Source organism: Acinetobacter tjernbergiae DSM 14971 = CIP 107465 (assembly GCF_000374425.1).
Classification (GTDB): Bacteria; Pseudomonadota; Gammaproteobacteria; order Pseudomonadales; family Moraxellaceae; genus Acinetobacter; species Acinetobacter tjernbergiae.
In genome coordinates this window covers 65,348-90,300 of the sequence record NZ_KB894368.1, presented here as the reverse complement: position 1 = coordinate 90,300, position 24,953 = coordinate 65,348, and the positions used below count along the sequence as shown (strand labels likewise).

The following is a 24,953-nucleotide window of genomic DNA, read 5'->3' as shown; positions in this document are numbered from 1 at the left end:
GATGACGTGTTATCACTAAAAACTTTGTTGTATGGTCATCACTTGATCACCACGTTTTATTTCTATTTTGGCATGTCCTTCACGTCGTACTTGCTCTAATAATTGCACTTCGCTCAGTCCTTGCCCAACTGTCTGACCGTTGATCGATAGGATACGATCACCAGACCGCAAACCCAAGGTATTTTTTAGATTCGTTGGCGTTCGATCTGAGATCTCATAACCATCTGAACCACCACCACTCACACCCATATTTTTTAAATACTGTTCACGGTTATCCTGCATTTGCTGGATCGCTTGCCCTAACGCAGATTGTGATGAATTCTGAGCCGGTGCCGCGGCTGGAGGGGGGGTATTATTACTATTCAGTACAGGTGCAATCGGTTGATACAAACCATTATCCAAGCCCTTAAATTTGACTTCTTTGGTCGCACCATTGCCCTGCTTCAAGATCACATGATCCCAATATACTTCAGCCAATTGGTAAGAAGTTGAACCGACTGTTTCACCAACACGATAGCGTTCTGCCGTATCATTCAGTTTAATCACAGCAGAAGATAAATAACTTGGATAACCTAACAGCACACCTTGTAACTCTAAGTTGATGTTATCTTGTGCTGTTGTTGCAGCAGGCTCATTGAACAATGCAAAAGCACTAATATTAGGAACTTGTGCTTGCTGTGAGCCCAACTCAACACGATCAAATTGCATCGGTTGTGGTGGTGCAATTACCCACCAAAATAATGAAGCCAGTTTCCAACATAACCATAAAATCAATAATGCGAGAATGAGCGCACTCGACTTATCTAATTGCTGCCAACGAAACTGTTGTACTTTTTGCGCAATTGTTTTCATTAAAAACCACCTTGCAACAACGGTTGACGTGAACTAATTACATACGTATCTAGCCCCGCTTTCCCTTGATAAGATGGAACATTGAGTAACATTCGTTGTGTCAATTGAACATCAAGCATTAGATTTGCATCTAAACTGAGATTTGCCATTTTTTGGCTACGTTGATCACGAACATCTATTTGTAATTGCCCATTCTCATCTTTCATTTCTGCAATTAAAGAAGGCATATTCATACGATCTTGACGTTGACCAAAAGTATAATTCAACTCGCCTCCACCCCAATGCAATTGCCCTTCTGCGGCAGTAAATCCTTTTTCTTTTTGATAGTTGAATTGCACATTTTTGAGTTGAATAGCATTTTCAGGCCACTGCCAATTGGCAAAATATTTTAAGGTCTCAGGAGAAATTTCACCTTGTAGATCTTTGATCAGAATTTTTTGCCCTAAACCATAGCCCATTACACCACTAAATTGTGTATTACCACTATGAATCTCAAGGTTTGCACCCAGTCTCAACAAGAGCAAATCTAAAGGACGAGTTTTCCAATGCACGGAACCACGTAATTGACCCTTTTGCCAATCCGCTTGCCCTTGCCAAATGTTGCCGCTGACATTATGTAATATTTGATTATCTTTTGAAAATTTCGCAATTAACCATGTTGCTGGAATTTGTAAAATAATAAAAATTAAAAATGCAAAAATGGCGAAAACCCACCATTTCCATTGCTTGGTTTTTTTCTTCATCCCACCCTTACCAACATGCAAAATATCATCCTTTTCGAGACACTCGCCCCTCAATGACATTATGCATACTTTTTCAACATCGCCAATTCTCTCATATAAAAAAACCAAGCTTTTTAAGCTTGGCTTTTGATTAAGCATAAAATCATCGTATGACAAAACGATGACTGCTAAAACTTGTTTAGATTAAGAAATCTTCAAGTTTTGCGCCTTTCTCTAATTCAGCAACTAACCAACGTGGTTGCTTACCACGACCAGTCCAAGTTTCTTCAGTGTTGTTTTTATTACGATAGCGTGGCTCGACTGCTTTGCGTGTAGTTTTCTTACGCTTTTGTTCGCCCAACTCTAATAATTCTTCAACGCTAAAACCAACGGCTTCAGCAATCGCAATAATTTGATTATAAGCATCTTCAATTGCTTGATCTTTTTTACTTAAAATTAAAGCTTCTGCTTCTACCTGTAAACGTTTTAAATCTTCTACAGATAAATCACTAATATCTGGTTTCATGAGAACCACTCCAACTCAAAAAGAAATATATCACTCAAAATAAAAAATGAATTCAAAAATTCAATTCCATATTAATTTATATACAATTAAATAATCAATATTAAATTAGTCAACTTAATCACAATATAACCATAAATCATCTTATATTTACAATAAAACAAAAAACATCAGCATTATTTGACCAATCAAGCTCTATTTAATTTCAATTCGATTATAAAAAACAGTTCTTACCAAATCTTATCAATATTAATTTTTTCTTAATTTTTGATGGTTTTATGACAATAAGTTTCATATAAAAAGCTTATCTTATTTTGGAATTAATCCTTAAATAAGAAAGCCAATTATATAAAACCAAGCCTTTAATGAATTAAAATAGACATAATAGTCTTTATAATAAATTATTATTTAAATATTGGATTATGCCCAACACTTTGTTCAAGTTGAATAATATTCAGTCGAACTAATTCTGGAATCATCTGCTTTTTTGATGTCACTTTATCAACACAAACCATCACCGCCTCACCTACAGCAACCATCTGGTTTTGTGCCTCACTCCATAAAACATAATGCATACGAAAAGCGCTATTTCGCAACTCTTCAATCCGCGCACCAACATGCAACACATCAGGATAGAATACGGGACTTAAATATTTACATTGGCTAGAAGCAACTACAGTCAGTATATCTTGATCAAATATATTTAACGCCATTAAATAAGCAATTCGTGCGCTTTCAATATATCGATAATACTGCACATTATTTACATGCCCAAAAGCATCCATATCTCCCCAAGCAACAGTTTGCTGATGAATAACAGGATAGACAGACAGTTCTTTCATATTTCACTCATATCTTAAAGTTAAGAAAATTAACATCATTTTCAAATATTAAATTCAACTGTCTGATTAAATCAGGATTATCTCCAAGCGTCGATTTAATCCGCAAATAACTCATCAAAATATTATCTGGATATAGAGTTAATAGCTGCCTAGCCTCATCTGAACGTAAAGTAGCTACATAAACATGCCACTTCGCAAAAGTCAGCATCGGAACACTGGTATAGCGTTGCTCAAGTTGCATAATTCGCTGTTCAACATAGGCATAATCTGGAATTTGCTTTAACAATTGCTGCTGAAACCACAAATAAAACACTTCTGGATCAAAATGTTCTTGAAGCAAATGTAGTGCTAAATCTTCGTGTTGCAGACTCATTTCAGGCATACGGGCCAATAGTTTCAGCCACAGTACCTTACTACTATAAGGGCGTGTTTGTATTTCACTTTGCAATGCGATATAGCGTTGCTGTAGAGCAGCCAAATCATCGACCGAAGCTTGGTCAAAATGTATTAATAACTGCTGTAACCAGAGATCCCGATGCTCTGCACTCAGCAAACCATGCTGAATGGATTGTAGAAATAACCACGGTTTCTGTAGCGCAAGCTTTCCCCACAGAACCGTAATACGCTGTTGATAGGCGGTTTCAATCTCGCTCAACCAAGGGGAAAGCTGGTGTTGTGCCAAGAATTCTAGATGTGTTAAGGCTTTTTCTGCCTCATGTTGTTCCAAAAAGATATTAATGCGTTGTAGCTCTGCAAGTTCAAATGCCATTGGAGCTGATTTTTCGAGTGTCTGCAAGGCAACATCATAATCACCATTTTTATAGTCAAATTGCGCAGCAACAATATGACTTAATAAACCCGATTGAGTAAAAACTCGCTCAATAAATACTTGTTGTTCTTTTGCAGCATCAAGCAACCAAACAATACCGAGTTGCTCATAAGGATGTAGGTCTTGGAATTGAAAAACCGTTTCTTTTTTACGTTGCTCACGCGCAAAATAGCGTCGACTAGAGAACCATAACAGTTGTGCAAATAAACTAATCACAATAAAGAGTGCGATTAACCCCCACAAACTACTTTGAAACTGCCAGTCTCTCCAATAGATGTAAACATAACCATTGCCATAGCCATAGCTCAACATGGCAAACAATGCGAAAAATAATAAACTGAGTAACAAATAAACCAATACGAGTTGTTTCATAACTTCATTATCCCAACAGACCCAGTGTGGTTAATTTCGGTGTTGGTACAACAGGAAGATTTAAAATCTTTTCTAGACGCTGCTTGATCGCCTGACTATTTTGATCAGGTAACTGTGTCAATAACTGCATCACCTCTTGAATCGATTTTCGATATTCCGAAACCTGACCTTGATGCAGTGCTTGTGAGGCAAGGAGCAATCGTAATTGCGCTTCTTTTAAAATAAGGTGACGATTGATTAAATCTGGCTGCATCGGCTGAATTTTTTCCAGTCTAAACCAATGCCACCATGCATTACTTTCTGCTTTTTGAGTTTTAAGATTTGGGGTTTTAATTTCCTGTATAAGCTTCTGATCAAGCTGCTGCAATAAAGTATCGAGTTGTTGCTGTTGCTGTGTTTGCACAAGCACATAATGCTGAATCGCATGCTTATCTTGTTCAATTGCTTTCATCAAACTACGCTCTAGCGCAGGCGATACTGTATATTGAGCAAGCTGCTGCTGTACTTGATTCAAATGATCAAGTGCATAAATAAATTGCTGTTGATCCAATGAAAACTGAACCAGCTGTAATTGCTGTTTAATTAAAATAACAGGTGCTATACCTGTAACAATTGTTGGTGGACTTGTTTTCGATTCTGAAGCATCAGCAATAGTGCCATCCTTTAATTGGCGCTGTACTGCGACAAATTGATCATTCAATAAGGTATAACGTTGCTCTGTTTTGGCAAGCTGTTGCTGAAGTTGAGGAACGATTTGAGAATATTGTGCAACATCATAACTGAGTTTGGCTAACCACAATAAACTCAGCAATAAGATCAAATAAACAATTTTTCTCATACCTTTCCTTGCCAAGCATCCACACGTTGAATAATCTCTGATACAGATAAATTATCAAGCTGAATAATGTTAATTACTTTACTTGTTTGCATCTGTGCATTTTTTAATATTTGCGCCAACCGCCCACCCAAAACGAGATATACACATTCAGAATCCACCTCACTTTGAGCACAAAGTTGCTGCCAATGATTCCAGCTCGCTTCACTACTGATCAACACTGCGGCTGGATGGTTTAAGCTTATTTTTTTTAATATTTCAGGAAATATGATCGCACTCTGTTTTGGGCACTGGCGAGAATAGAGCACAAAATTCAAGATTTCGACACCCTGATGCTGCAATTGCTGCATCATGAATTGTCGCCCCCCAAAACCACGCCAAAATGCGATTTTCTTTAAGTGTTGCTGCTGTTTTAAAATCGGAAGATCCAACATCCCTTCCGAACTTTCAACTTCAGGCACATGGCTTACAACATTCAACTTTGCTAAGGCTTGAGCGGTTGCCTGCCCCACAGCAATCCATTGAACATGTTTAAGCTGATCCAATGAAATACCCGCTTGTTGTAGATAATTCATACCCACCTCAACAGCAGTCGGACTGACAACAACGATGACTTGAACCTGCTCAAGCTGTTGATATAACTGCTGTAAAGATTCCAAAAAAGGTTCAGCGACCAATTCCAACAATGGCAAAGTCTCAACCTGATAACCCACTTCTTGTAACGCTTGCGTTAAGGTAGAAGCACGATCTTCAGGGCGGGTATTAATAAAAAGCATCAATGCAACGCTTTTAAAAGTTCACCAGCGCCTTGCGCCAATAAACGTTGCGCAAGTTGTTCACCCAATTGCTCAGCATGTGCGATCTCACCGACAAGCTGTTCTTTAAGCAACGTCTGACCATCTACACTCCCTACTCGCCCTTCAATCTGTAGTTGATCATCATTCAGCAACGTTGCATATCCAGCAATAGGAACTTGGCAGCCACCTTCCAAATAGGCATTAAATGCGCGTTCAGCACGAACACAAATTGATGTTTCTTCATGTTGAAGTGGGGCAATTAACTTTAATAGTTCAGCATCATCTGAACGACACTCCAACCCTAACGCCCCTTGCCCTACCGCAGGCAAACTCATGATTGGTGCTAAACAATGACGAATACGATCCGCTAGACCTAAACGTTTTAAACCTGCACTTGCCAAAATAATGGCATCATATAAACCATCATCCAATTTAGATAAGCGCGTTCCAACATTACCGCGTAAATCTACAATTTCTAAATCTGGACGTAATTGTAAAATCTGACATTTACGACGCAAACTTGATGTCCCCACTTTTGCACCGAGAGGTAGCTCATCAAAATGCAGGTAATGATTCGAAACAAATGCATCTAAAGGATCTTCACGCTCACAAATCACCGCGAGTGTTAAACCTTCAGGTAAGTGCATAGGTACATCTTTCATAGAATGCACCGCCAGATCAGCACGACCATCTAACAAGGCTGCTTCTAATTCTTTTACAAATAAGCCTTTGCCACCAATTTTTGCTAATGGCGTATCGAGAATTTTGTCACCTTGGGTCACAAACTTCACCAATTCAACCGTTAAATCTGGATAAAGCGCGTTTAAGCGAGCGCGAATATGCTCCGCTTGCCAAAGGGCCAAAGGGCTTTGTCGAGTCGCAATTTTTAAGGTTTTCATAAATTCAAGTTAAGTATTGATCAAAGCAATTGTTCCAAACTTAACTTGATCGCCTAAAATTGCAAGTAAAAAATCATAAAGTGAGCATTCATCTCACTAAAATACGGCATTTATAATTGATGCATACATTCTCTTAAACTTGGCAAATGACGGCGACTCACAGATAAACGTTCATCAAGTTCACGTAATCGCACTTGATACTGTCCCGCCGCAATTAATTCTAGCCCTTCCAAATAATCAAGAGAAACTAATGCATTACGATGGATTCGAATAAAGCGATCCGAGAATTCAAACTCCAAATCTTTCAATGTTTCATCAATCAGAACACTGCCATTTTTGTGTCGAACAGTGACATATTTCTGATCTGCTAGAAAATAATAAATGTTCTCTATAGGAATCAGTTCGACCCCGCGATAAGTCTTCGCAGCAATCTGATGGCGTTGAGTCTTCGTATCGTACATATCGTCTTGTTGTTGTAAACCAGTCATTTGTGCTTGTGTAAGTTGCGTTAGACTATTGAACACCTGTTGTAAATCTTGTTGTGCAATAGGCTTAAGCAAATATCCCTGTGCTTGAAATTTAAATGCTTCCAGTGCATGTTGATCATATGCCGTACAAAAAATAATTGCAGGACGCGGATTAAAATGGCTGATCTGCTCAGCACATTCCAAACCATTCATCCCTGGCATTTGAATATCTAATAAAACGACATCGGGCGAATCGTTTTCAATATGGTTTAACACATCTTGCCCATGATGTGCCGTAGCGATCACCTCATGTCCCATTTGGGTCACTAAACGTGACAAACGCTCTACTGCGAGAGGTTCATCATCAGCAATCAGAACTTTCATCCTCTCCTCCTTGTCACCGTTAACTGCATCCATCATTTTTATGGTTAACTTAACTTATTATTTTACTCGATAGTGATAACTTACCACGGTCGTATATAAAGCCCCTCCCCCATAAACCTGAAACTTCACCGTACGCCCATAATAAGCTCTTAAACGCTGTTCCACATTTTCTATCGCAATTCCATTTCCCTTTTTCGATTTTATTGTATCGTGAGAATAAGGGTTAGTAATGACTATACTGACTTGATTTTGCAATATTTCAACCAATACACTAATAGTTGAAGGTTGCAAAACTTTTTCTACCCCATGAAAAATACTATTCTCTAACAAAGGTTGCAATGTTAATAATGGGATTGTGACCCGTTTTAATTCTATAGGCGTTGCTTGTATATTCCATTCTACCTGTAAACGCTCACCTAAGCGCATCTTTTCTATACTTAAATATTGCTGACATAAATCAATTTCTTCAGCCAAAGTTACCAACTTCAGCTCTTGGAAACTAGCTCGAAATAAACGTGACAAACTAATCAACATATTTTCAGCTTTATCAGGATCAATCGCAATCAAACTCACCACACTATTTAAGCTATTAAATAGAAAATGCGGATGAATCCGTGCCTGCATGGCTTGGATACGTGCATTCAGCTCACTGTATTGCTGATTCATCCATTGCTCACGCATATATAAATAACGCAAACAGAATGCACCCAACAATATGCCATAACTCAAATGCAAACTCACACCTTGAAATAAGATATCGTGAGAAAAATCGTTTGACCGTGTCGCCCAATATTGAATTATATTGACGATACAAGTCGTAAGTAAAACAATAAGTTGAAGTAAAACAAAACCTAAAATTAATGCCATTTTCTGACTAAATTTGGCAAAAAACTCTTGAAAATAGTCAACAAAAGCGGAAAAAGATAAAATTACCCAGTTGATAAAGAACATATATTGTAAAACATGAAGACTATCTAATGCTTGCCATGAGTGAGCTTCTGCTAGTGCCAACACCATTGCCAACACATTGCTTGCAACAATTAATTCCAATAAATGTTGCCATTGCCCGATTTTCGTAAAAAAATAGGACCCTGATGAATTCATTTGACGAGTTTGCGATAACTTCTTGCGTCGAATTTCAGCAACTGCGTTTGGATTTGCTATACTCTTTTTTATTTTACTGAGCTGCCATGACCACATCTTCTCAATCCTCTTCTTCAGCAAGCCCTAACCAAACCTCTGGTATGTGGGGCGGTCGCTTCGCGGAAGCAACAGATGCATTTGTTGCAGAATTTACCGCATCTGTGCAATTTGACCAACGTTTTTATAAACAAGATATTGCAGGTTCGATTGCACATGCAACTATGCTTGCTAAAGTTGGCGTTCTCACTGAAGCTGAACGTGATGACATTATCCAAGGTCTAAGCACGATTCAAGCTGAAATTGAAGCAGGCAACTTTGAATGGCGTATTGACCTAGAAGATGTACACATGAATATTGAGTCAAGATTGACTCAACGGATTGGCATCACAGGTAAAAAATTACATACAGGCCGTAGCCGTAATGACCAAGTTGCGACTGATATCCGCCTATATCTACGTGACGAAATTGATGACATCTTGGGTTTGTTATTACGCCTGCAAAAAGGCTTATTGGGTCTAGCAAGTAAAAATACCCACACCATTATGCCTGGCTTTACCCATTTACAAACAGCTCAACCTGTGACTTTTGGTCATCACTTGTTAGCATGGTTTGAAATGTTAGTACGTGACACTGAACGCTTACAAGATTGCCGCAAACGTGTAAACCGCATGCCATTAGGCTCAGCAGCATTGGCAGGAACAACCTATCCAATTGATCGTGCTTATACCGCAGAATTATTGGGTTTCGAAGCTGTTTCAGAAAACTCTCTTGATGCTGTTTCAGATCGTGATTTTGCCATTGAGTTTAATGCAGCAGCATCTCTGATCATGATGCATTTATCACGTATGTCAGAAGAGCTCATCTTATGGACGTCAGCACAATTCAAATTTGTGAACATCCCTGATCGCTTCTGTACTGGCTCTTCAATCATGCCACAGAAGAAAAATCCAGATGTTCCTGAACTTGTTCGTGGTAAATCAGGTCGTGTTTTTGGTGATTTAATCAGCTTATTGACCCTCATGAAAGGTCAACCACTAGCATATAACAAAGACAACCAAGAAGACAAAGAGCCGCTATTTGATGCGATTGATACAGTGCGTGGTTCACTCATGGCATTCGCTGACATGGTGCCTGCCCTTGTTCCAAATATTGAAATTATGCGTGAAGCTGCATTACGTGGTTTTTCAACTGCAACTGACCTTGCAGATTATCTTGTGAAAAAAGGTGTGGCTTTCCGTGATGCACATGAAATTGTGGGTAAAGCGGTTGCGTTAGGTGTCGCAGAAGAAAAAGATCTATCTGAACTAACACTCGAACAGCTACAACAGTTCTCTGATTTGATCACAGCAGATGTATTTGACAAAGCCCTCACCTTAGAAGCTTCTGTTAACGCGCGTGATCACATCGGTGGAACGTCACCAAAACAAGTTGAAGCAGCAATTGTACGTGCGCACACGCGCCTAGAACAGCTATATTAATCTCCTTCAATCCCTCTTGATAAAAGAGGGACTTTTACTGGATGTCGTGATGACTAGACAAGTACTTTGCCGTAAATACAAACAAGAACTTGAGGGCTTAGACTTTGCTCCATTTCCAGGGGCAAAAGGTCAAGAGTTCTTTGAAACTGTTTCAAAACAAGCATGGCAAGAATGGTTAAAACACCAAACCACATTGATTAATGAAAAACGTCTCAATGTGTTCGAACCCGATGCGAAGAAGTTTCTTGAAGAACAACGTGAGAAATTCTTCAACAATGACGAAAGTGTTGAAAAAGCAGAAGGTTGGACGGAACAAAAATAAATCATTTCAGCTAACACCACTGAATCAAAGAGAGCTAAATATAGCTCTCTTTTTACGTGATATTTACATAAGTAATAAAGCATTACAGAGTATACACAGTTGTCTACATGACAAAGCTCTATCACAAAGCTATATTGAATAACAGAAACACAAAGAGATCATTTGATATCTCAAGCAGTGCATGATATTTCTCTCCCAGACTTTCCCCCGAAGTCTGGGATTTTTTTATTCTTCAACAGTAAAATCAAAAACAGGTTGAAATTCACTAGGTATGATTGTCTTCTCAAAGACGCCGCCTACAAGGCAATGGAATAATTGATTCATCACAGTGAGCAATAGTATTGACATCATAAACAACCATGTTATTTGCATTATTCATATACTCATCGGATTCCAAACCTGAATGCTGATCAGTTAAGCGTACTTTCGTTATTACTGATTGATCAATCTCCCCTAACCCCTCTTTGAAAAGAGGGGAACATCATTGAATTCAACACCATATTGAATTTCGAAACACTCCCTCCTTTAAAAAAGGTGAGAAGCATCGCTTCGCAAGGAGAGGATTAAAAATGCCTAACTGACTGGCATTAACACGATCCACATCATTATCAGGGTATTCACAATACATAAATTTAATCGGATTACCCTCAACTGTGATTTTATCCGTAGTAAAACAAGCACCTTATCCTTCTGCCAAACAATTTAATTTGTTCTAGCTTTAACTGAGAGTGCTGATTCATTTATTCTCCCCCATTTAATCCATCAATAAAAAAACCGCTCATATTCGAGCGGTTTAAAATTATTTTATTTTTACTATTATTTTTGGTTCACTTTTTGTTCAATTTCTTCAATACTGGTATGACGAACATCCATACCTTTTGCCATATAAATCACTTGTTCTGAAATATTACGGGCATGATCACCAATTCGCTCTAACGAACGTAGCACCCACATCACATTAATCACACGTGAAATATGGCGTGGATCTTCAATCATATAGGTCATTAAAGTGCGCGTTGCCGACTGATATTCACGATCAATGTCTACATCCGCCATCACCACTTTTAAAGCTTGATCGACATCTAAACGCGCGAAAGCATCCAAAGCATCATGGATCATCACTCGTACTTGGTTCCCAATATGGCGTGTTTCCATATAACCACGTGGTGACTGACCTTCTTCGCATAAATTCTGAGCAATGCGAGCAATTTTTGCTGCCTCATCACCGATACGCTCTAAATCGGTATTGGCTTTACTCATGGCGATTACCATACGTAAATCAATTGCAGCTGGATGACGACGAGCTAAAATTAAAGTTAAGCCTTCATCAATATCACGTTCATATTGATTAACAACGTTATCTTTAAATTGCACATCAATAGCCAAATTTTCATCTGTGTCTAATAAAGCATGAATTGCATTCGCAACCTGTTGCTCTACCAATCCACCCATGGTCATAAATTTAGTATGTACACCTTGTAGGTCCTCATTAAATTGTGAAGAAATATGGTGACTTAAGACAGGATTGCTTGGACTCACAGTATGCCTCCACTAGACACATGGGAAAATGATTGGTGATTAAAACACAGCTATGATGAAGCTTTTATGACAATAGCATGTATTTACCTATTGTCGAATGGTATTAATAGATACAAAAAAAAATTCAAAATCTGTTAGTCTAAACACCTAGCTTGACGGAGCGCAGTTAACCAACTGCTGAGATTATCTTAATCAAAAAGATTTAAAGATAAGTACCGTTGAACCTGATCAGGTTAACACCTGCGTAGGAATCAAGCCCAGCAAAAACCTAGCTTCTATTTATCATAGAGATAAATTCGCCATCGTTTTTGATCGTGCTTGATTCGTTAATGCTTTATATTAGGATCATGCCATGAACCAATTAACGAATCTTCCCTCTACAGATATTTCTGCTCAACATGAGCAAGATGCCAAAGATTTAACGCGTATTTTGCCCGCATCAAAAAAAGTCTATGTAGAAGGTTCTCGTCCAGATATCCAAGTTCCATTTCGTGAAATTAGTTTAACGGAAACGCCGACAGGCTTAGGTGGTGAATATAATCCCCCTGTCATGGTTTATGACACATCTGGTGTATATACCGATCCGAATGTACAAATTGATTTAAATAAAGGTTTACCTTTAGTTCGCCAAACTTGGATTGAAGCACGTAATGACACTGACGTATTATCAAGTTTAAGCTCAGATTTCGGTCAAGCCCGTTTAAAAGATATTCGCACAGCTGAAATTCGATTTGCGCACATTCAAAACCCACGTCGTGCCAAAGCAGGCAAGAATGTCACGCAAATGCATTATGCTAAACAAGGCATTATTACGCCTGAAATGGAATATATTGCGATTCGTGAGAATCAACGCCAAGGTGAAGGTGTTGATATGCGTCAACATGCAGGACAAAACTTCGGTGCGCAAAATCTAAGAGAAATTACGCCTGAATTTGTGCGTCAAGAAATTGCCGCTGGGCGTGCCATTATCCCAGCCAATATTAACCACCCTGAAATCGAACCAATGATTATTGGTCGTAATTTCTTGGTTAAAATTAATGCCAATATTGGTAACTCTGCACTTGGTTCTTCAATTAATGAAGAAGTCGCTAAGATGACATGGGCAACCCGTTGGGGCGCTGATACCATCATGGACTTATCAACAGGTAAAAATATCCATGAAACCCGTGAATGGATTATCCGTAACTCGCCTGTTCCAATCGGTACTGTGCCTATTTACCAAGCCTTAGAAAAGGTGGATGGCGTTGCCGAAGATTTAACTTGGGAAATCTTCAAAGACACACTGATTGAACAAGCCGAACAAGGTGTTGACTATTTCACCATTCATGCAGGTGTATTACTACGCTATGTCCCAATGACCGCAAACCGCTTAACAGGAATCGTATCTCGTGGCGGTTCAATCATGGCGCAGTGGTGTCTAGCCCATCATGAAGAAAATTTCTTGTATACACACTTTGATGAAATCTGTGAAATCATGAAAGCCTATGACGTATCATTTAGTTTAGGCGATGGTTTACGTCCAGGTTGTATTCAAGATGCCAATGATGAAGCACAATTTAGTGAACTCAAAACTTTAGGCGAGCTCACTCACCGTGCGTGGGAACATGATGTCCAAGTGATGATTGAAGGCCCAGGGCATGTGCCAATGCATATGATCAAAGAAAATATGGATCTACAGCTTGAAGTCTGTAAAGAAGCGCCTTTCTATACCCTTGGGCCATTAACCACCGACATCGCACCAGGTTATGACCATATTACTTCTGCGATTGGCGCTGCAATGATCGGCTGGTATGGCACAGCAATGCTCTGCTATGTCACACCAAAAGAACACTTAGGTCTACCAAACAAAAAAGATGTAAAAGACGGCATCATCACTTATAAAATTGCAGCCCATGCAGCTGACTTAGCCAAAGGTCATCCTGGAGCACAAGTTCGGGATAATGCCTTATCGAAAGCACGTTTTGAATTCCGCTGGGAAGATCAATTTAATCTTAGTTTAGATCCAGATACTGCACGTAGTATGCATGATGAAACGCTTCCAAAAGATGCACACAAATCTGCACACTTTTGTTCAATGTGTGGACCAAAATTCTGTTCAATGAAAATCACCCAGAATGTGCGAGATTATGCCCAAAACCAACACAATGCCAAGCAATCAAATGATGCTGAAACAGATGTTGAAGCAGGTCTCAATGCGATGAAAACCGCTTATCAGGAACATGGTCAAAAATTGTACCACAAACTGTAAATCGACTAAAAAAAGATTTGACCATCCATCATTCTCGGTTAGGATGAGATATGTACAATCTCATCCTGATTGAAGATGAATATTCTTGACCACGCCAGCTATTCAGCATCCGACGTTACGATAGAATCTCGAGAATTTTTATTCCGAGGATTCATTCAAGTTGAGAAAGTGAGCCTCTCACATCGATTATTTAATCGATCTGATTACTCACCACGCATTCAGCGAGAATTGATACATCGTCCAGAAGCTGCTGGCGTTTTACTTTATAACAATCAACAACAACGTTTTGCACTGATTGAACAGTTTCGTGTAGGTGCATTGAATGATCCAGAGTCAGCATGGCAACTTGAAGTGATTGCAGGTGTGCTTGATGGAGATGAGTCTCCTGAAACCTGTATTCGCCGAGAAAGTTTAGAAGAATCTGGCTGTCAGGTGGAGACATTACAACACTTGTTCAGTTTCTATCCTTCAGCAGGTGCATGCGCTGAATTCTTTCATTTATATGCAGCTGAGGTTGAATTACCCATGCAAGGCGGCATCTTTGGTGTACCCGATGAAGGTGAAAATATTCAACTTCACCTATTTGATTATTCTGAACTTGCGATGTTATTTCAAAATGGGCGTTTGAGAAATGCCCCTGTAATTATGGCATTACAATGGCTTACTCAACACATACAACGACGATAATAAATCTGGAGGGGTAAGACGGTGGCTTTTCAAGTCTCAACATTATCACAAAAAGATTTTGTGATCATACAAATTACAGATACGCACTTATTAGAGTATCCACATTTAGAATTTGTCGGGATGCAACCTGAGCAAAGCTTTCGTGCAGTAATTGACTTGATGCGCCAACAACATCCACAGATTGATATGATCGTACACACGGGTGACTTGGCACAAAGCCCAACACCTGTGACATACCATCGCTATCTTGAGCATATGCAAAGCCTAGGTATTCCATTTTTTCAAACACCTGGCAATCACGATGACATCGCACACTTTCCATTTCATGAATCAGATCCAAATCAACCCACTGTCGTTGAAATAGGTAACTGGTGTATTATTTTGCTCAATAGCGCGCAACCAAAACGAATTGATGGAAAGATTGCTGCTATTGGTCTTGAGCAATTAACTGAATTATTAAAACAATATCATGATCGCCATATCATCATTGCTTGTCATCACCATCCATTTGCGATGCAATCGACATGGATTGATCAGCACAAACTAAAAAACTCGTCTGATTTATTAGAAACAATTCAACCATTCTCAAACATCAAAGCGATTCTCTGTGGTCATGTTCATCAAGATTCTGTGAATACTTGGCAAAACGTTGTGTTCTTATCAACACCATCAACATGTATTCAGTTTAAGCCTCAGAGTGAAAAATTTGCGCTTGACGAAGAACACCCTGGTTATCGCTATATTTGTTTAAAAGCAAATGGAGAATTGGAAACACAAGTTTATCGGCTTTCCACTTCTCAAAGATTGAAGAGCTCTGAAGTCCTTGGATATGACTAAACCTTTGTTTACAAATTACATTGTCAATTTCTCAAGGAATCTAGACCAGAATGACTACCATCTTGCCCAAAAACTCTATATGATGGCGACCCCTGATGGAAGAAACCATCTCGGGTTTCTATAAAAACACTTGCATATCACCATATTTTTTGCGTATAGATAGTACGTGTATGATGAGGAATGCCCTATATGGCGAATGACAACCAAAATCAAGTCTTGGACGAACAAACAGAAGTGATCGACGATCAGAAAGCGGCTGTGAAACGTGTACGTAAAACCAAACCAAAGGCTTCAGAAAGTGGTACGACTGCAAGCTTGTTTGGAATTGCGCCTTATCAGCCGAAGAAAAATGAAGAATATATGTCTGAAGGACAACTCGTACATTTCCGCCAGATTTTAAATGCTTGGAAAGCAGAGTTAATGTCTGAAGTTGATCGCACATTGAATACGATGCAAGATGAATCAACCGCTCTTCCCGATGTCAATGACCGAGCAACTCAGGAAGAAGAATTTGCAATTGAATTACGTACTCGTGACCGTGAACGTAAGCTCATTCGTAAAATCGAACAATCACTTGAAACAATTCAAAACGAAGATTACGGTTTCTGTGAAACCTGTGGTATCGAAATTGGCTTACGCCGTTTAGAAGCACGTCCAACAGCGACTTTATGTATCGATTGCAAGACTTTGGCTGAAATCAAAGAAAAGCAAAATAACGGTTAATAATCCCTCCCAACCTCCCTTTGAAAAGGGAGGAATACTACGAATTGAAAGATTTATGATATTCGAGTATTTCCCCTCCTTTATAGGAGGGGCTGGAGAAGGATTGAAATACACAACAATAAAATCTTTATGCCTTACATCGGACGATTTGCTCCCTCTCCAACTGGCCCATTGCATTTTGGCTCCCTACTCACCGCAGTCGCAAGTTACTGTGATGCCAAAGCCAACCACGGCAAATGGCTAGTTCGAATTGAAGATACCGATATTCCTCGTATCTATCCCAATAGTGAAAACCATATCCGATCTTGTATTGATGCCTTTCAATTTGAACCCGATGCAGAAATTATTTGCCAAAAAGATCGTTTAGAGATTTATGCACAAGTCCTTGAGCAGTTAAAACACTTAGATGCGATCTATGCCTGTCAATGTACCCGTAAAATGCTCGGTTCAAATCATATCTATGTTGGTACTTGCCGCGATTTACATCTGGATTTCAATGATCAAGCTATTCGCTTGAAAGTTGCTGATCAATTGATTTGTTTTGAGGATCGCTTACAAGGTCAGCAATCTTCCAACTTAAAACATGATCTAGGTGATTTCGTACTCAAGCGCCGTGATGGCATTATGAGCTATCAATTGGCTGTGGTCGTAGATGACGATCTACAGGGCATTACTCATGTGGTACGTGGCGCAGATCTATTGGATAACACCGCTCGACAAATCTGGTTGGGTTCTTTACTCAATTATCCTAGTCTCAGCTATATGCATTTACCGCTTGCAATGAATGATCAAGGGCAAAAACTGTCTAAACAAAATCTGGCACAAGCACTAGATATCAGCAAAGCATCAAACCTATTACAGCAAGCCATTTTAGCTTTAGGGCAACCGTTGGTTGAACTTGACCAGCCACGTATCATGCTGCAACAAGCTGTCCAACAATGGGATATCAATTTAATTCCTAGAGGCATCCATCTCACAGGTACTTTCTTATAAGCCATAAAAAAGCCCTACTTAAAGTAGAGCTTTTTATTTTCGATACGATTAGAAATTTGATTCTTCTTTAACTGGATTGAGTTCTTGCGTTGATGCATCAATTTTCAGGATTAGACTAATCATTGCAGCACACATCATTAAAGATGTTCCCCCATAACTAATGAATGGCAAAGTCAAACCTTTGGTTGGCATTAAGCCCATATTCATCCCCGCATTTACCAAAATCTGCATGAGAAAAATAATACTGATACCGTATGCCAAATAGCCTGCACGCAAGTAATTATGTTGCAAAGCACGATGTCCTATTCGAATACAGCATGCCAGCATAGTAAAGGACAGAACCATCACCAAGGTCACACCAACAAAACCAAACTCTTCACCAAGGACAGCCAACATAAAGTCCGTATGTGCTTCAGGAAGATAGGAAAGTTTTTGCACACTATGACCTAAGCCTGTTCCAGTCCACTCTCCACGCCCAAATGCCATCAACGCATTCGATAACTGATAACCGACCCCTAATGGATCTGCCCAAGGGTTTGTAAAAGAAATTAATCGTTGAAAACGGAAAGGCTCAAATAAAATAAGTGCTGTAATCCCGGCGAGGATTGCTCCTAACATAATTAGAAATTGTGTTGCGGGTGCGCCTGCCAAGAAAAACACACCAACCATCATGAGGACAATTACAACCGTTGCCCCTAAGTCTGGTTCTGCGACAATAAACCCAACAGTTAATGCCATTACTCCACTCAAACGCAATAAACCTTTCCAATGCGTTCGAACTTCTTTAGCACGACGAACCACATAATCTGCGGTAAAAATTGCCATCACAATTTTAGCAATCTCTGTTGGCTGTAATGTAAAACCACCAACCTTAATCCAACGGTGAGCACCATTCACTTCTGAGCCAACAACCAGTACGGCCAACAACAAGACCATCGTCACTAGCCATAAAGGAAAAGCATTCTTGAACCATAAATTCAAAGAAATTCGGTAGGTTAAGATTGCGACCACTGACGCAACCAAAATTGAGATCCCATGACGAACAACGAAATAAAATGGGTTCTCATGAATATATTCGGCATATGGCATCGATGCGGATGCCACCATGACCGAACCGAAACACAGCAAAGAAATGACGCAAAAAATGAGAATATTACGTGCTGTCATTTCCGCAGGAAGCTTGGGCAACCGACTCAATAATTGCGAAATCTTTTGTACCGTATTTGGGGCTAAATCAGCCATAAATCTGTTCCTAATTTTTATTTTCATTCAGGGCATGTACACATGCCACAAATTGCTGTCCACGATCATTATAGCTTTTAAACATATCAAAGCTCGCACAGGCAGGTGATAATAAAACCACATCTTCAGCTTGTGTGCCATTCTGAGCGAGTGCAACTGCTTCTTTTAAACTTGCTGCATGTTGGATCAAGGTTGTACCTTGAATTGCTTGTTCAATTACAGCAGCATCTTCGCCAATTAAAATCACTGATTTAACATATTTTTGAATTGCACCACGTAAGGCTTTGAAATCTTGTCCTTTGCCTTGCCCACCCAAAATCAATGCCAGTTTGCCTTTTTTCACCTCAATTGCAGCACCGAGACCATCAATTGCAGCGAGAGTCGCACCGACATTGGTTCCTTTAGAATCATTGTAATAGCGTACCCCTGCAACTGTTTTGACGTATTCGCAACGATGTTCCAAACCTTTAAAGTGTTTAAGTGTTTCTAACATAGATGCCGTTGCTAAACCAATCGCCTCACCTAGTGCCAAACATGCAAGCGCATTGGCAACGTTATGCATGCCTTGAATGTACATTTCAGAGGTTTGAATCAAACGCTCTCTGCCACGCGCTAACCACATCGTGCCATCTGCATCACGTAGCACACCATATTGATTTAAATCAGGTGCATTTAAACCAAAACTTTGCACTGGCGTGACATCTGGGACAAGTGGGCGACTTAAATTGTCATCACGATTATAAACAACCTTTTTTACACCTTGGAAAATTCGATGTTTGGCTTTGTGATAGCCAAACATATCACCGTGACGATCCAAATGATCTTCACTCATATTCAATAAAACAGCCACTTCTGCATTTAAATGTGAGGTTGTTTCTAACTGAAAGCTCGATAGCTCTAAAACAATCAACTCTGGCTGATCTTTGAGTAAATCCAATGCAGGACGTCCAAGATTGCCTCCAACTGCCACTTTTTTACCTGCATCTTGTGCCATCAGCCCAATGAGAGTGGTGACGGTGCTTTTTGCATTTGAGCCTGTAATCGCGACAATCGGTACTTCTGTAGCACGGCGTAGCAGTTGAATATCACCAACAACTGGAATACCTTTTTCTATCGCCTGTTGAATTTCAGGCAACTGAGGTGCAAGCCCTGGGCTAAGAATAATTTCTTCTGCTTGTAATAAAAGTTCTGTATCTAATTTCCCAAAACTGGTACGTACACCTGTAGGGATTTGATCATGCCCTGGCGGCGTTTCACGAGAATCGGTCACTGCAACTTGGTAGCCTTGTTCATGTAGGAAGTTGACTGCTGAAACACCCGAAATTCCCAAACCAGCCACAACTTTTAATCCACCACGTTGTATTAACATTTTTGCCCCATTTTTTGCAGATTACAGAATGGCAAAAATGTTAGCACTTTACTGTTTTAAATGCTTTTTCAGTTTTCGTTTTATTCAGGCTTTTTTGTGTCAGTGCGTAAAATCAAACGCATGTATTGCAATATTCATCAGCAATAAAATAAGACGTCAGCCACATAATTATTGTAAAAATACATCAGAATCACTTTATATTTAAGACTTAAAGATTCTCTTTGAATTTAATTCATTTTCATTAAAAAATTGCCCGTACCCTAGAATATGAGCACTCATTATCTTTTAACGCCATTTGACCGCTTGAATGGTTTCTTGTTTCTTGGGTTCATTATTATCATCGACAGCACAGCCGCAACCTCCGCCACAACCCACCACGAGTTTAGGCTTTAACCATGTTGCCAAACGATGCCAACCCAAACGCTGACAGAGATTCGATAAGGCAAGAAAGCTTGAACTTGCGGTTTTAGGGAACACTTTTTTAAAGACAACAAGCGCGCTCCACAGCACCAATACAGCAATAATCAAGTACTCAAACATAAACCACTCTCCAATGATTAGCTTCCTTTTTAAGGGGATGAGTTGCCGTTCTGACAACTCACTATGAGATTGCTTGCTTAACCCCAAATGCGTGATGCAATTTGGTAAGTAAAGAAAGACATTAAATACGCTAAACCAAATAAATAAGTCGTCATCACTGCCACATGTTTCCATGAACCCGTCTCACGGCGTACCGTTGCTAAGGTTGCCAAACAATGTGGCGCATAAATAAACCAAACTAACAAAGATAAACCCGTTGCCAGCGACCAACCTGTACCATCCATACTGATTAAATGTGATAAGCCTTGTGCCACTGCATCATCATCAGCGCCAGATAAAGCATAGACCGTACCCAATGCGGCAACGACTACTTCACGTGCTGCCATCGCTGGAATCAATGCAATACAAATCTGCCAATTAAAACCAATTGGGGCAAAAATTGGTTGTATCAAGTGACCTAACATCCCCGCAAAACTATAATCAATTGCAGGTTGTGTCGCCCCCTCTGGGGCTTGTGGGAACGTACATAAGAACCAAAGTAAAATCGAAAGAGCAAAAATAATCCCACCCACACGTTTTAAAAAGATTTTGGCACGATCAAGCAAGCCAATCCCAACGCTCTTTAAATCTGGAATACGATAACTTGGTAACTCAAGTAATAGCGCATGTTGTGATTTATCTTTTTGTAGAAATTTCATCACAATCGAAACACACAAGGCACTCACGATCCCTGACATATATAAGCCAAAGAGTACCAAACCTTGTAGATTAAAAATCCCCCATACCATTTGACTTGGAATAAACGCAGCAATCAATAAAGCATAGACGGGTAATCGTGCTGAACAAGTCATTAATGGTGCAACCATAATCGTGGTAAAACGATCACGCGGATCACTAATACTCCGTGTTGCCATAATGCCCGGCACTGCACACGCAAAGCTTGAAAGTAACGGAATAAACGCACGACCACTGAGGCCTGCTTTAAACATTAATTTGTCGAGCAAAAAAGCTGCGCGTGGTAAATACCCAGACTCTTCCAACACTAAAATAAAGAAGAACAGAATCAAAATCTGGGGCAAGAACACAACAACACCACCTGCACCCGCAATAATCCCGTCAACAACTAAACTATGGAGTAAAGGCTGTGAAATATGGGCACCAAGAGTCGTACCTAACCATCCAAAAAAGCTTTCTATCCCATCCATAAATGGGGCAGCCCAAGCAAATACGGCTTGGAACACAATAAACATCATCAGCGCAAGGCTTAATAAGCCTAAAACAGGATGTAAGAAGATTTTGTCGAGAAAGTCAGTCCGCTTATCTTCCTGATCAACAAAGTGAACGACATCTTTAAAAATAACTTGGATTTTCTGATGATGCTCACCTGTTAATCCACTCAGCTCAGTGTGCGGTACTGCATATTTTTCTTGATCCAAGGCATGTAGGAGATTTTCAATACCCGAATTACGGACTGCAACCGTTTCAACAACGGGAACACCTAATCGCTCTGATAATTTTTGAGTATTGATCTGAATACCACGACGACGCGCCTCGTCCATCATATTCAATACCACAAGGATTGGACGACCTAGCTCAATGATTTCCAATACTAAGCCAAGATGAAGCTTTAAATTGGTGGCATCAATGACACATAAAAATGCATCTTGCTGCCCTTCCTCAGCAATCTTACCTTGACACACATCACGGGTAATTTCTTCGTCAGGACTTGTTGCCTGTAAACTATAAGTGCCTGGCAAATCCAGCACACGTACAGCTTTTCCAGAAGGAAGTTGAAAATGCCCAATCTTACGCTCAACCGTAACGCCTGCATAATTGGCAACTTTCTGACGTGTTCCTGTCAGATGATTAAATAAAGAGGTCTTACCACAGTTTGGATTTCCCACAAGGGCAACACGTAACGCATCACTCATGCAGGTGCTCCTTCACGTTGAATTTCAATTTTATCGGCTTCAGCTTTACGCAATGCAAAACGAGTAAAACCAATCTGGATTAGAATCGGGTCGCCACCAAAAATACCTTTGGTAATCACCTGTACTTGTGTACCAGGCACAAAGCCTAAACTCTCTAAACGAATAGCCACAAGATCTGGCTGTTCGGCATCATCTACTAAGCGATTCACTTTAGTAATCATCGCCGTTTGTTTGACTTTTAATGCTGACAATCGCACCGCTTCTAACCCTTTACTCTTTTACGCTAGTATACAAGCAAATGAGAATAATTACCAAAAACAATCTCAATGGCATTCGCTTCTGTGACAGATCGACAACAATTCATTTTTCTTTTACAGTGCAGTTGAATGAAGGACTTTTCTGATTATGTTAAATAAAAAACCTCGTATTCCAACTGCAGTCACAATTCCTGAACAGCTCAGTTTTTTACACGGTTTCCGTGATTATTTAGTGGCGCAAACCGTCAGTCCACATACACGTAATGCCTATTTGTCCGACCTGATTCAATGTAGCGACCTACATAAAATAGCATCACTGCCACTTTGGTCGAGTGATGATATTGCTGATGTCTTGATTGCGCTCACCAAGTCAGGTAAAAGCCCTCGTTCAATTGCTCGTTGTTTATCGGCTTTACGCCAATTTTATAAGTTTCTGAGAGAACAGAAACTCAGAGATGATAATCCTGTCGCAACCCACCGCTCTCCTAAAATTGGACGAGCCTTACCTAAAGACTTATCGGAACAAGATGTTGAGACTTTGATCAATGCACCTGACATCAATACTGCGCTAGGTCTACGCGATCGTGCGATGTTCGAAGTGTTATATGCCTGTGGCTTACGTGTATCAGAATTACTGAATTTACGTTTAGAACTGATTAATCTAAAACAAGGTTTTTTACGGGTTACGGGTAAAGGCAATAAAGAACGGCTTGTCCCACTTGGACAACATGCTTGCGACTGGATCGAAAAATATTTAACTGAATCACGTCCACAACTCTATAAAAGTAGTACTGATTATTTATTTTTAACACAACATGGCGGCATCATGAGTCGACAGAATTTTTGGTATGCGATCAAACGCTATGCACTACAAGCCAATATTCTTGCAGAGTTATCACCCCATACCTTACGCCATGCTTTTGCAACCCATTTACTCAATCATGGCGCGGATTTACGTGTTGTGCAAATGTTACTTGGGCATAGCGATTTATCAACCACTCAAATTTACACGCATGTTGCCCAACATCGGATGCAAGAGCTACATAGCAAATACCATCCAAGAGGATAAAACCACCTTTTATCTATCAACTTGATTTCATTCACAGAGCCTCAGCAAGATTTAACGAAGTCAATTTAATTTTTTGGTATGCTTGGGCAAGCTTATAAATACATATGAAAAGGTTGTTTATGTTGTTTACTCGGTCTCAGTTGGTGATTGCTTGTGCATTAGCCTCAACATTATTCATCAGCGCTTGCTCAAAAGAAAATTCAGCACAAAAACCCGATGCACTCACCGCCAGTGCCCCTGCAACAGGCGAAGCATCAACTTTAAATGAACGAAATGCTCAACAACGCTTAGTCTCAACACTCGAAAAAAACTTTAAAACTGCCAATATCAAAGCCAAAATTCTTGCAATTAAAAAAACTGAAGTGCCTAATTTATTTTGGGTCAGCCTAGAAGGAATGGGCTCAGTTTATGCAACCAGTGATGGTCAATATATTATTCAGGGCGATGTCATTCATCTTGGAGAAAAACAATTACGTAATGTGAGTGAAAGCTTACAAGCGGGTGAAAATAAAAAGCACTTAGCCACCCTTAAAACTGAGGACCTCATTGTTTATCCAGCACAAGGTGGTAAAGCCAAGCATGTGATTTATGTCTTCACCGATTCAAGCTGTCCTTATTGCCATAAACTGCATGAGCATCTTGCTGAAATTAATGCAAAAGGCATTGAAGTCCGTTATATCGCATGGCCTCGTGGCGAACAATTTATGCCAACCATGCAAGCGATTTGGTGTAGTCAAGATCGTAAAGCTGCATTTGATCAAGCTGCACAAGGTCTACCAGTCGCATCAGCAGAATGTAAAAACCCTGTCCGTGATCAATATCAATTAGGTTTAAATATGGGCGTGAATGGCACACCTGCAATTTATAATGTTGAAGGCGTCTATTTAGGCGGTTATATGACCCCTGATGAAATCGTTAAACGTTTAGAAAAATAAACCATTCTCCACACTCTATCAGAACGACTCGGGCGACAGATTAAAGATGATCTTAGCCCTAGTGTCTGCGCAGTTTTTTAGCTATGATCAAGCTTCATTAAAATGATTGAATAAAATG

Annotated in this window: 26 protein-coding genes and 1 riboswitch; of the genes, 9 read left to right on the top strand and 17 right to left on the bottom strand. The window is 39.7% G+C overall.

The features are described 5' to 3' along the window. Nucleotides 1-15: 15 nt before the first annotated feature. The 10 genes from C502_RS0112535 to C502_RS0112490 form a co-directional block, all read right to left on the bottom strand. Nucleotides 16-852, bottom strand: coding sequence for a type II secretion system protein N (locus C502_RS0112535; protein ID WP_018679170.1), 837 nt, complete (start codon nt 850-852; stop codon nt 16-18). Next, a complete protein-coding gene (gene gspN, locus C502_RS0112530; protein ID WP_026315798.1) occupies nt 852-1,595 on the bottom strand; it encodes a type II secretion system protein N in 744 nt (247 codons plus the stop codon). The genes C502_RS0112535 and gspN overlap by 1 nt, the downstream gene beginning before the upstream one ends. Before the next feature lie 178 nt (nt 1,596-1,773). Then, complete coding sequence (locus tag C502_RS0112525) at nt 1,774-2,100, bottom strand: H-NS histone family protein (RefSeq protein WP_018679168.1); 327 nt, start codon at nt 2,098-2,100, stop codon at nt 1,774-1,776. A 401-nt stretch (nt 2,101-2,501) separates the two neighbouring features. After that, nucleotides 2,502-2,939, bottom strand: coding sequence for an acyl-CoA thioesterase (locus C502_RS0112520; protein ID WP_018679167.1), 438 nt, complete (start codon nt 2,937-2,939; stop codon nt 2,502-2,504). A 7-nt stretch (nt 2,940-2,946) separates the two neighbouring features. Further along, nucleotides 2,947-4,140 (bottom strand): heme biosynthesis protein HemY, encoded by a 1,194-nt coding sequence (locus C502_RS0112515; protein ID WP_018679166.1) that lies wholly within the window; start codon nt 4,138-4,140, stop codon nt 2,947-2,949. Between the two features lie 7 nt (nt 4,141-4,147). Next, complete coding sequence (locus C502_RS0112510; protein ID WP_018679165.1) at nt 4,148-4,978, bottom strand: hypothetical protein; 831 nt, start codon at nt 4,976-4,978, stop codon at nt 4,148-4,150. Continuing rightward, a complete protein-coding gene (locus C502_RS0112505; protein ID WP_018679164.1) occupies nt 4,975-5,751 on the bottom strand; it encodes a uroporphyrinogen-III synthase in 777 nt (258 codons plus the stop codon). The genes C502_RS0112510 and C502_RS0112505 overlap by 4 nt, the downstream gene beginning before the upstream one ends. Beyond that, nucleotides 5,751-6,671 carry a hydroxymethylbilane synthase gene (hemC, locus tag C502_RS0112500; RefSeq protein WP_018679163.1) on the bottom strand — a complete coding sequence of 307 codons (921 nt, stop codon included), beginning with the start codon at nt 6,669-6,671 and terminating at the stop codon, nt 5,751-5,753. Before hemC ends, C502_RS0112505 begins: the two co-directional genes overlap by 1 nt. A gap of 110 nt (nt 6,672-6,781) precedes the next feature. After that, on the bottom strand, nt 6,782-7,522 hold the full coding sequence (locus C502_RS0112495; protein WP_018679162.1) for a LytR/AlgR family response regulator transcription factor: 741 nt from the start codon (nt 7,520-7,522) through the stop codon (nt 6,782-6,784). Nucleotides 7,523-7,579: 57 nt separating this feature from the next. After that, a complete protein-coding gene (locus tag C502_RS0112490) occupies nt 7,580-8,722 on the bottom strand; it encodes a sensor histidine kinase (protein ID WP_018679161.1) in 1,143 nt (380 codons plus the stop codon). On the opposite strand from C502_RS0112490, the gene argH reads away from it, so the two are divergent. Next, nucleotides 8,713-10,143 (top strand): argininosuccinate lyase, encoded by a 1,431-nt coding sequence (argH, locus tag C502_RS0112485; RefSeq protein ID WP_018679160.1) that lies wholly within the window; start codon nt 8,713-8,715, stop codon nt 10,141-10,143. The two genes, C502_RS0112490 and argH, sit on opposite strands and share 10 nt — an antisense overlap. Nucleotides 10,144-10,192: 49 nt before the next feature. Further along, complete coding sequence (locus C502_RS0112480; RefSeq protein WP_005154766.1) at nt 10,193-10,465, top strand: oxidative damage protection protein; 273 nt, start codon at nt 10,193-10,195, stop codon at nt 10,463-10,465. Between the two features lie 283 nt (nt 10,466-10,748). Here the strand turns inward: C502_RS0112480 and C502_RS19760 are convergent, their stop codons facing one another. Further along, nucleotides 10,749-10,862, bottom strand: a complete 114-nt coding sequence (locus tag C502_RS19760) for an immunity protein Imm33 domain-containing protein (protein WP_369346762.1) — start codon at nt 10,860-10,862, stop codon at nt 10,749-10,751. A gap of 419 nt (nt 10,863-11,281) precedes the next feature. Next, a complete protein-coding gene (phoU, locus tag C502_RS0112470) occupies nt 11,282-12,004 on the bottom strand; it encodes a phosphate signaling complex protein PhoU (RefSeq protein WP_018679158.1) in 723 nt (240 codons plus the stop codon). 146 nt (nt 12,005-12,150) lie between these two features. Further along, nucleotides 12,151-12,272, top strand: a riboswitch (TPP riboswitch). Between the two features lie 84 nt (nt 12,273-12,356). On the opposite strand from phoU, the gene thiC reads away from it, so the two are divergent. The 5 genes from thiC to gluQRS all read left to right on the top strand — a co-directional run bounded on the left by thiC (nt 12,357) and on the right by gluQRS (nt 17,492). Next, nucleotides 12,357-14,252: a phosphomethylpyrimidine synthase ThiC gene (thiC, locus tag C502_RS0112465; RefSeq protein ID WP_018679157.1), complete on the top strand. Its 1,896-nt coding sequence runs from the start codon at nt 12,357-12,359 to the stop codon at nt 14,250-14,252. Nucleotides 14,253-14,327: 75 nt separating this feature from the next. After that, nucleotides 14,328-14,939, top strand: a complete 612-nt coding sequence (locus C502_RS0112460) for an NUDIX domain-containing protein (RefSeq protein WP_018679156.1) — start codon at nt 14,328-14,330, stop codon at nt 14,937-14,939. A gap of 21 nt (nt 14,940-14,960) precedes the next feature. Beyond that, nucleotides 14,961-15,776, top strand: a complete 816-nt coding sequence (gene cpdA / locus C502_RS0112455; RefSeq protein WP_018679155.1) for a 3',5'-cyclic-AMP phosphodiesterase — start codon at nt 14,961-14,963, stop codon at nt 15,774-15,776. 189 nt (nt 15,777-15,965) lie between these two features. Then, a complete protein-coding gene (gene dksA, locus C502_RS0112450; RefSeq protein WP_018679154.1) occupies nt 15,966-16,499 on the top strand; it encodes an RNA polymerase-binding protein DksA in 534 nt (177 codons plus the stop codon). A gap of 129 nt (nt 16,500-16,628) precedes the next feature. Continuing rightward, on the top strand, nt 16,629-17,492 hold the full coding sequence (gene gluQRS, locus C502_RS0112445) for a tRNA glutamyl-Q(34) synthetase GluQRS (RefSeq protein ID WP_018679153.1): 864 nt from the start codon (nt 16,629-16,631) through the stop codon (nt 17,490-17,492). A 48-nt stretch (nt 17,493-17,540) separates the two neighbouring features. Here gluQRS and ftsW read toward each other — a convergent pair whose 3' ends face one another. From ftsW to C502_RS0112420, 5 genes are all read right to left on the bottom strand, one after another. After that, nucleotides 17,541-18,734 (bottom strand): putative lipid II flippase FtsW, encoded by a 1,194-nt coding sequence (gene ftsW / locus C502_RS0112440; protein WP_018679152.1) that lies wholly within the window; start codon nt 18,732-18,734, stop codon nt 17,541-17,543. A gap of 10 nt (nt 18,735-18,744) precedes the next feature. Continuing rightward, the gene (gene murD, locus C502_RS0112435; protein ID WP_018679151.1) at nt 18,745-20,103 is read right to left on the bottom strand and encodes a UDP-N-acetylmuramoyl-L-alanine--D-glutamate ligase; all 1,359 of its coding nucleotides are present in this window, start codon (nt 20,101-20,103) and stop codon (nt 18,745-18,747) included. Between the two features lie 285 nt (nt 20,104-20,388). Beyond that, complete coding sequence (locus C502_RS0112430; protein ID WP_018679150.1) at nt 20,389-20,643, bottom strand: DUF6587 family protein; 255 nt, start codon at nt 20,641-20,643, stop codon at nt 20,389-20,391. Between the two features lie 77 nt (nt 20,644-20,720). After that, on the bottom strand, nt 20,721-22,574 hold the full coding sequence (gene feoB, locus C502_RS0112425; protein WP_018679149.1) for a ferrous iron transporter B: 1,854 nt from the start codon (nt 22,572-22,574) through the stop codon (nt 20,721-20,723). Beyond that, nucleotides 22,571-22,831, bottom strand: a complete 261-nt coding sequence (locus tag C502_RS0112420) for a FeoA family protein (RefSeq protein ID WP_018679148.1) — start codon at nt 22,829-22,831, stop codon at nt 22,571-22,573. The genes feoB and C502_RS0112420 overlap by 4 nt, the downstream gene beginning before the upstream one ends. A 148-nt stretch (nt 22,832-22,979) precedes the next feature. Between C502_RS0112420 and xerD the strand changes: the two genes are divergently transcribed. Together xerD and C502_RS0112410 are read left to right on the top strand one after the other, a co-directional pair. Beyond that, nucleotides 22,980-23,900: a site-specific tyrosine recombinase XerD gene (xerD, locus tag C502_RS0112415; RefSeq protein WP_018679147.1), complete on the top strand. Its 921-nt coding sequence runs from the start codon at nt 22,980-22,982 to the stop codon at nt 23,898-23,900. 119 nt (nt 23,901-24,019) lie between these two features. Beyond that, nucleotides 24,020-24,835 (top strand): DsbC family protein, encoded by an 816-nt coding sequence (locus C502_RS0112410; protein WP_018679146.1) that lies wholly within the window; start codon nt 24,020-24,022, stop codon nt 24,833-24,835. Nucleotides 24,836-24,953: the final 118 nt, after the last annotated feature.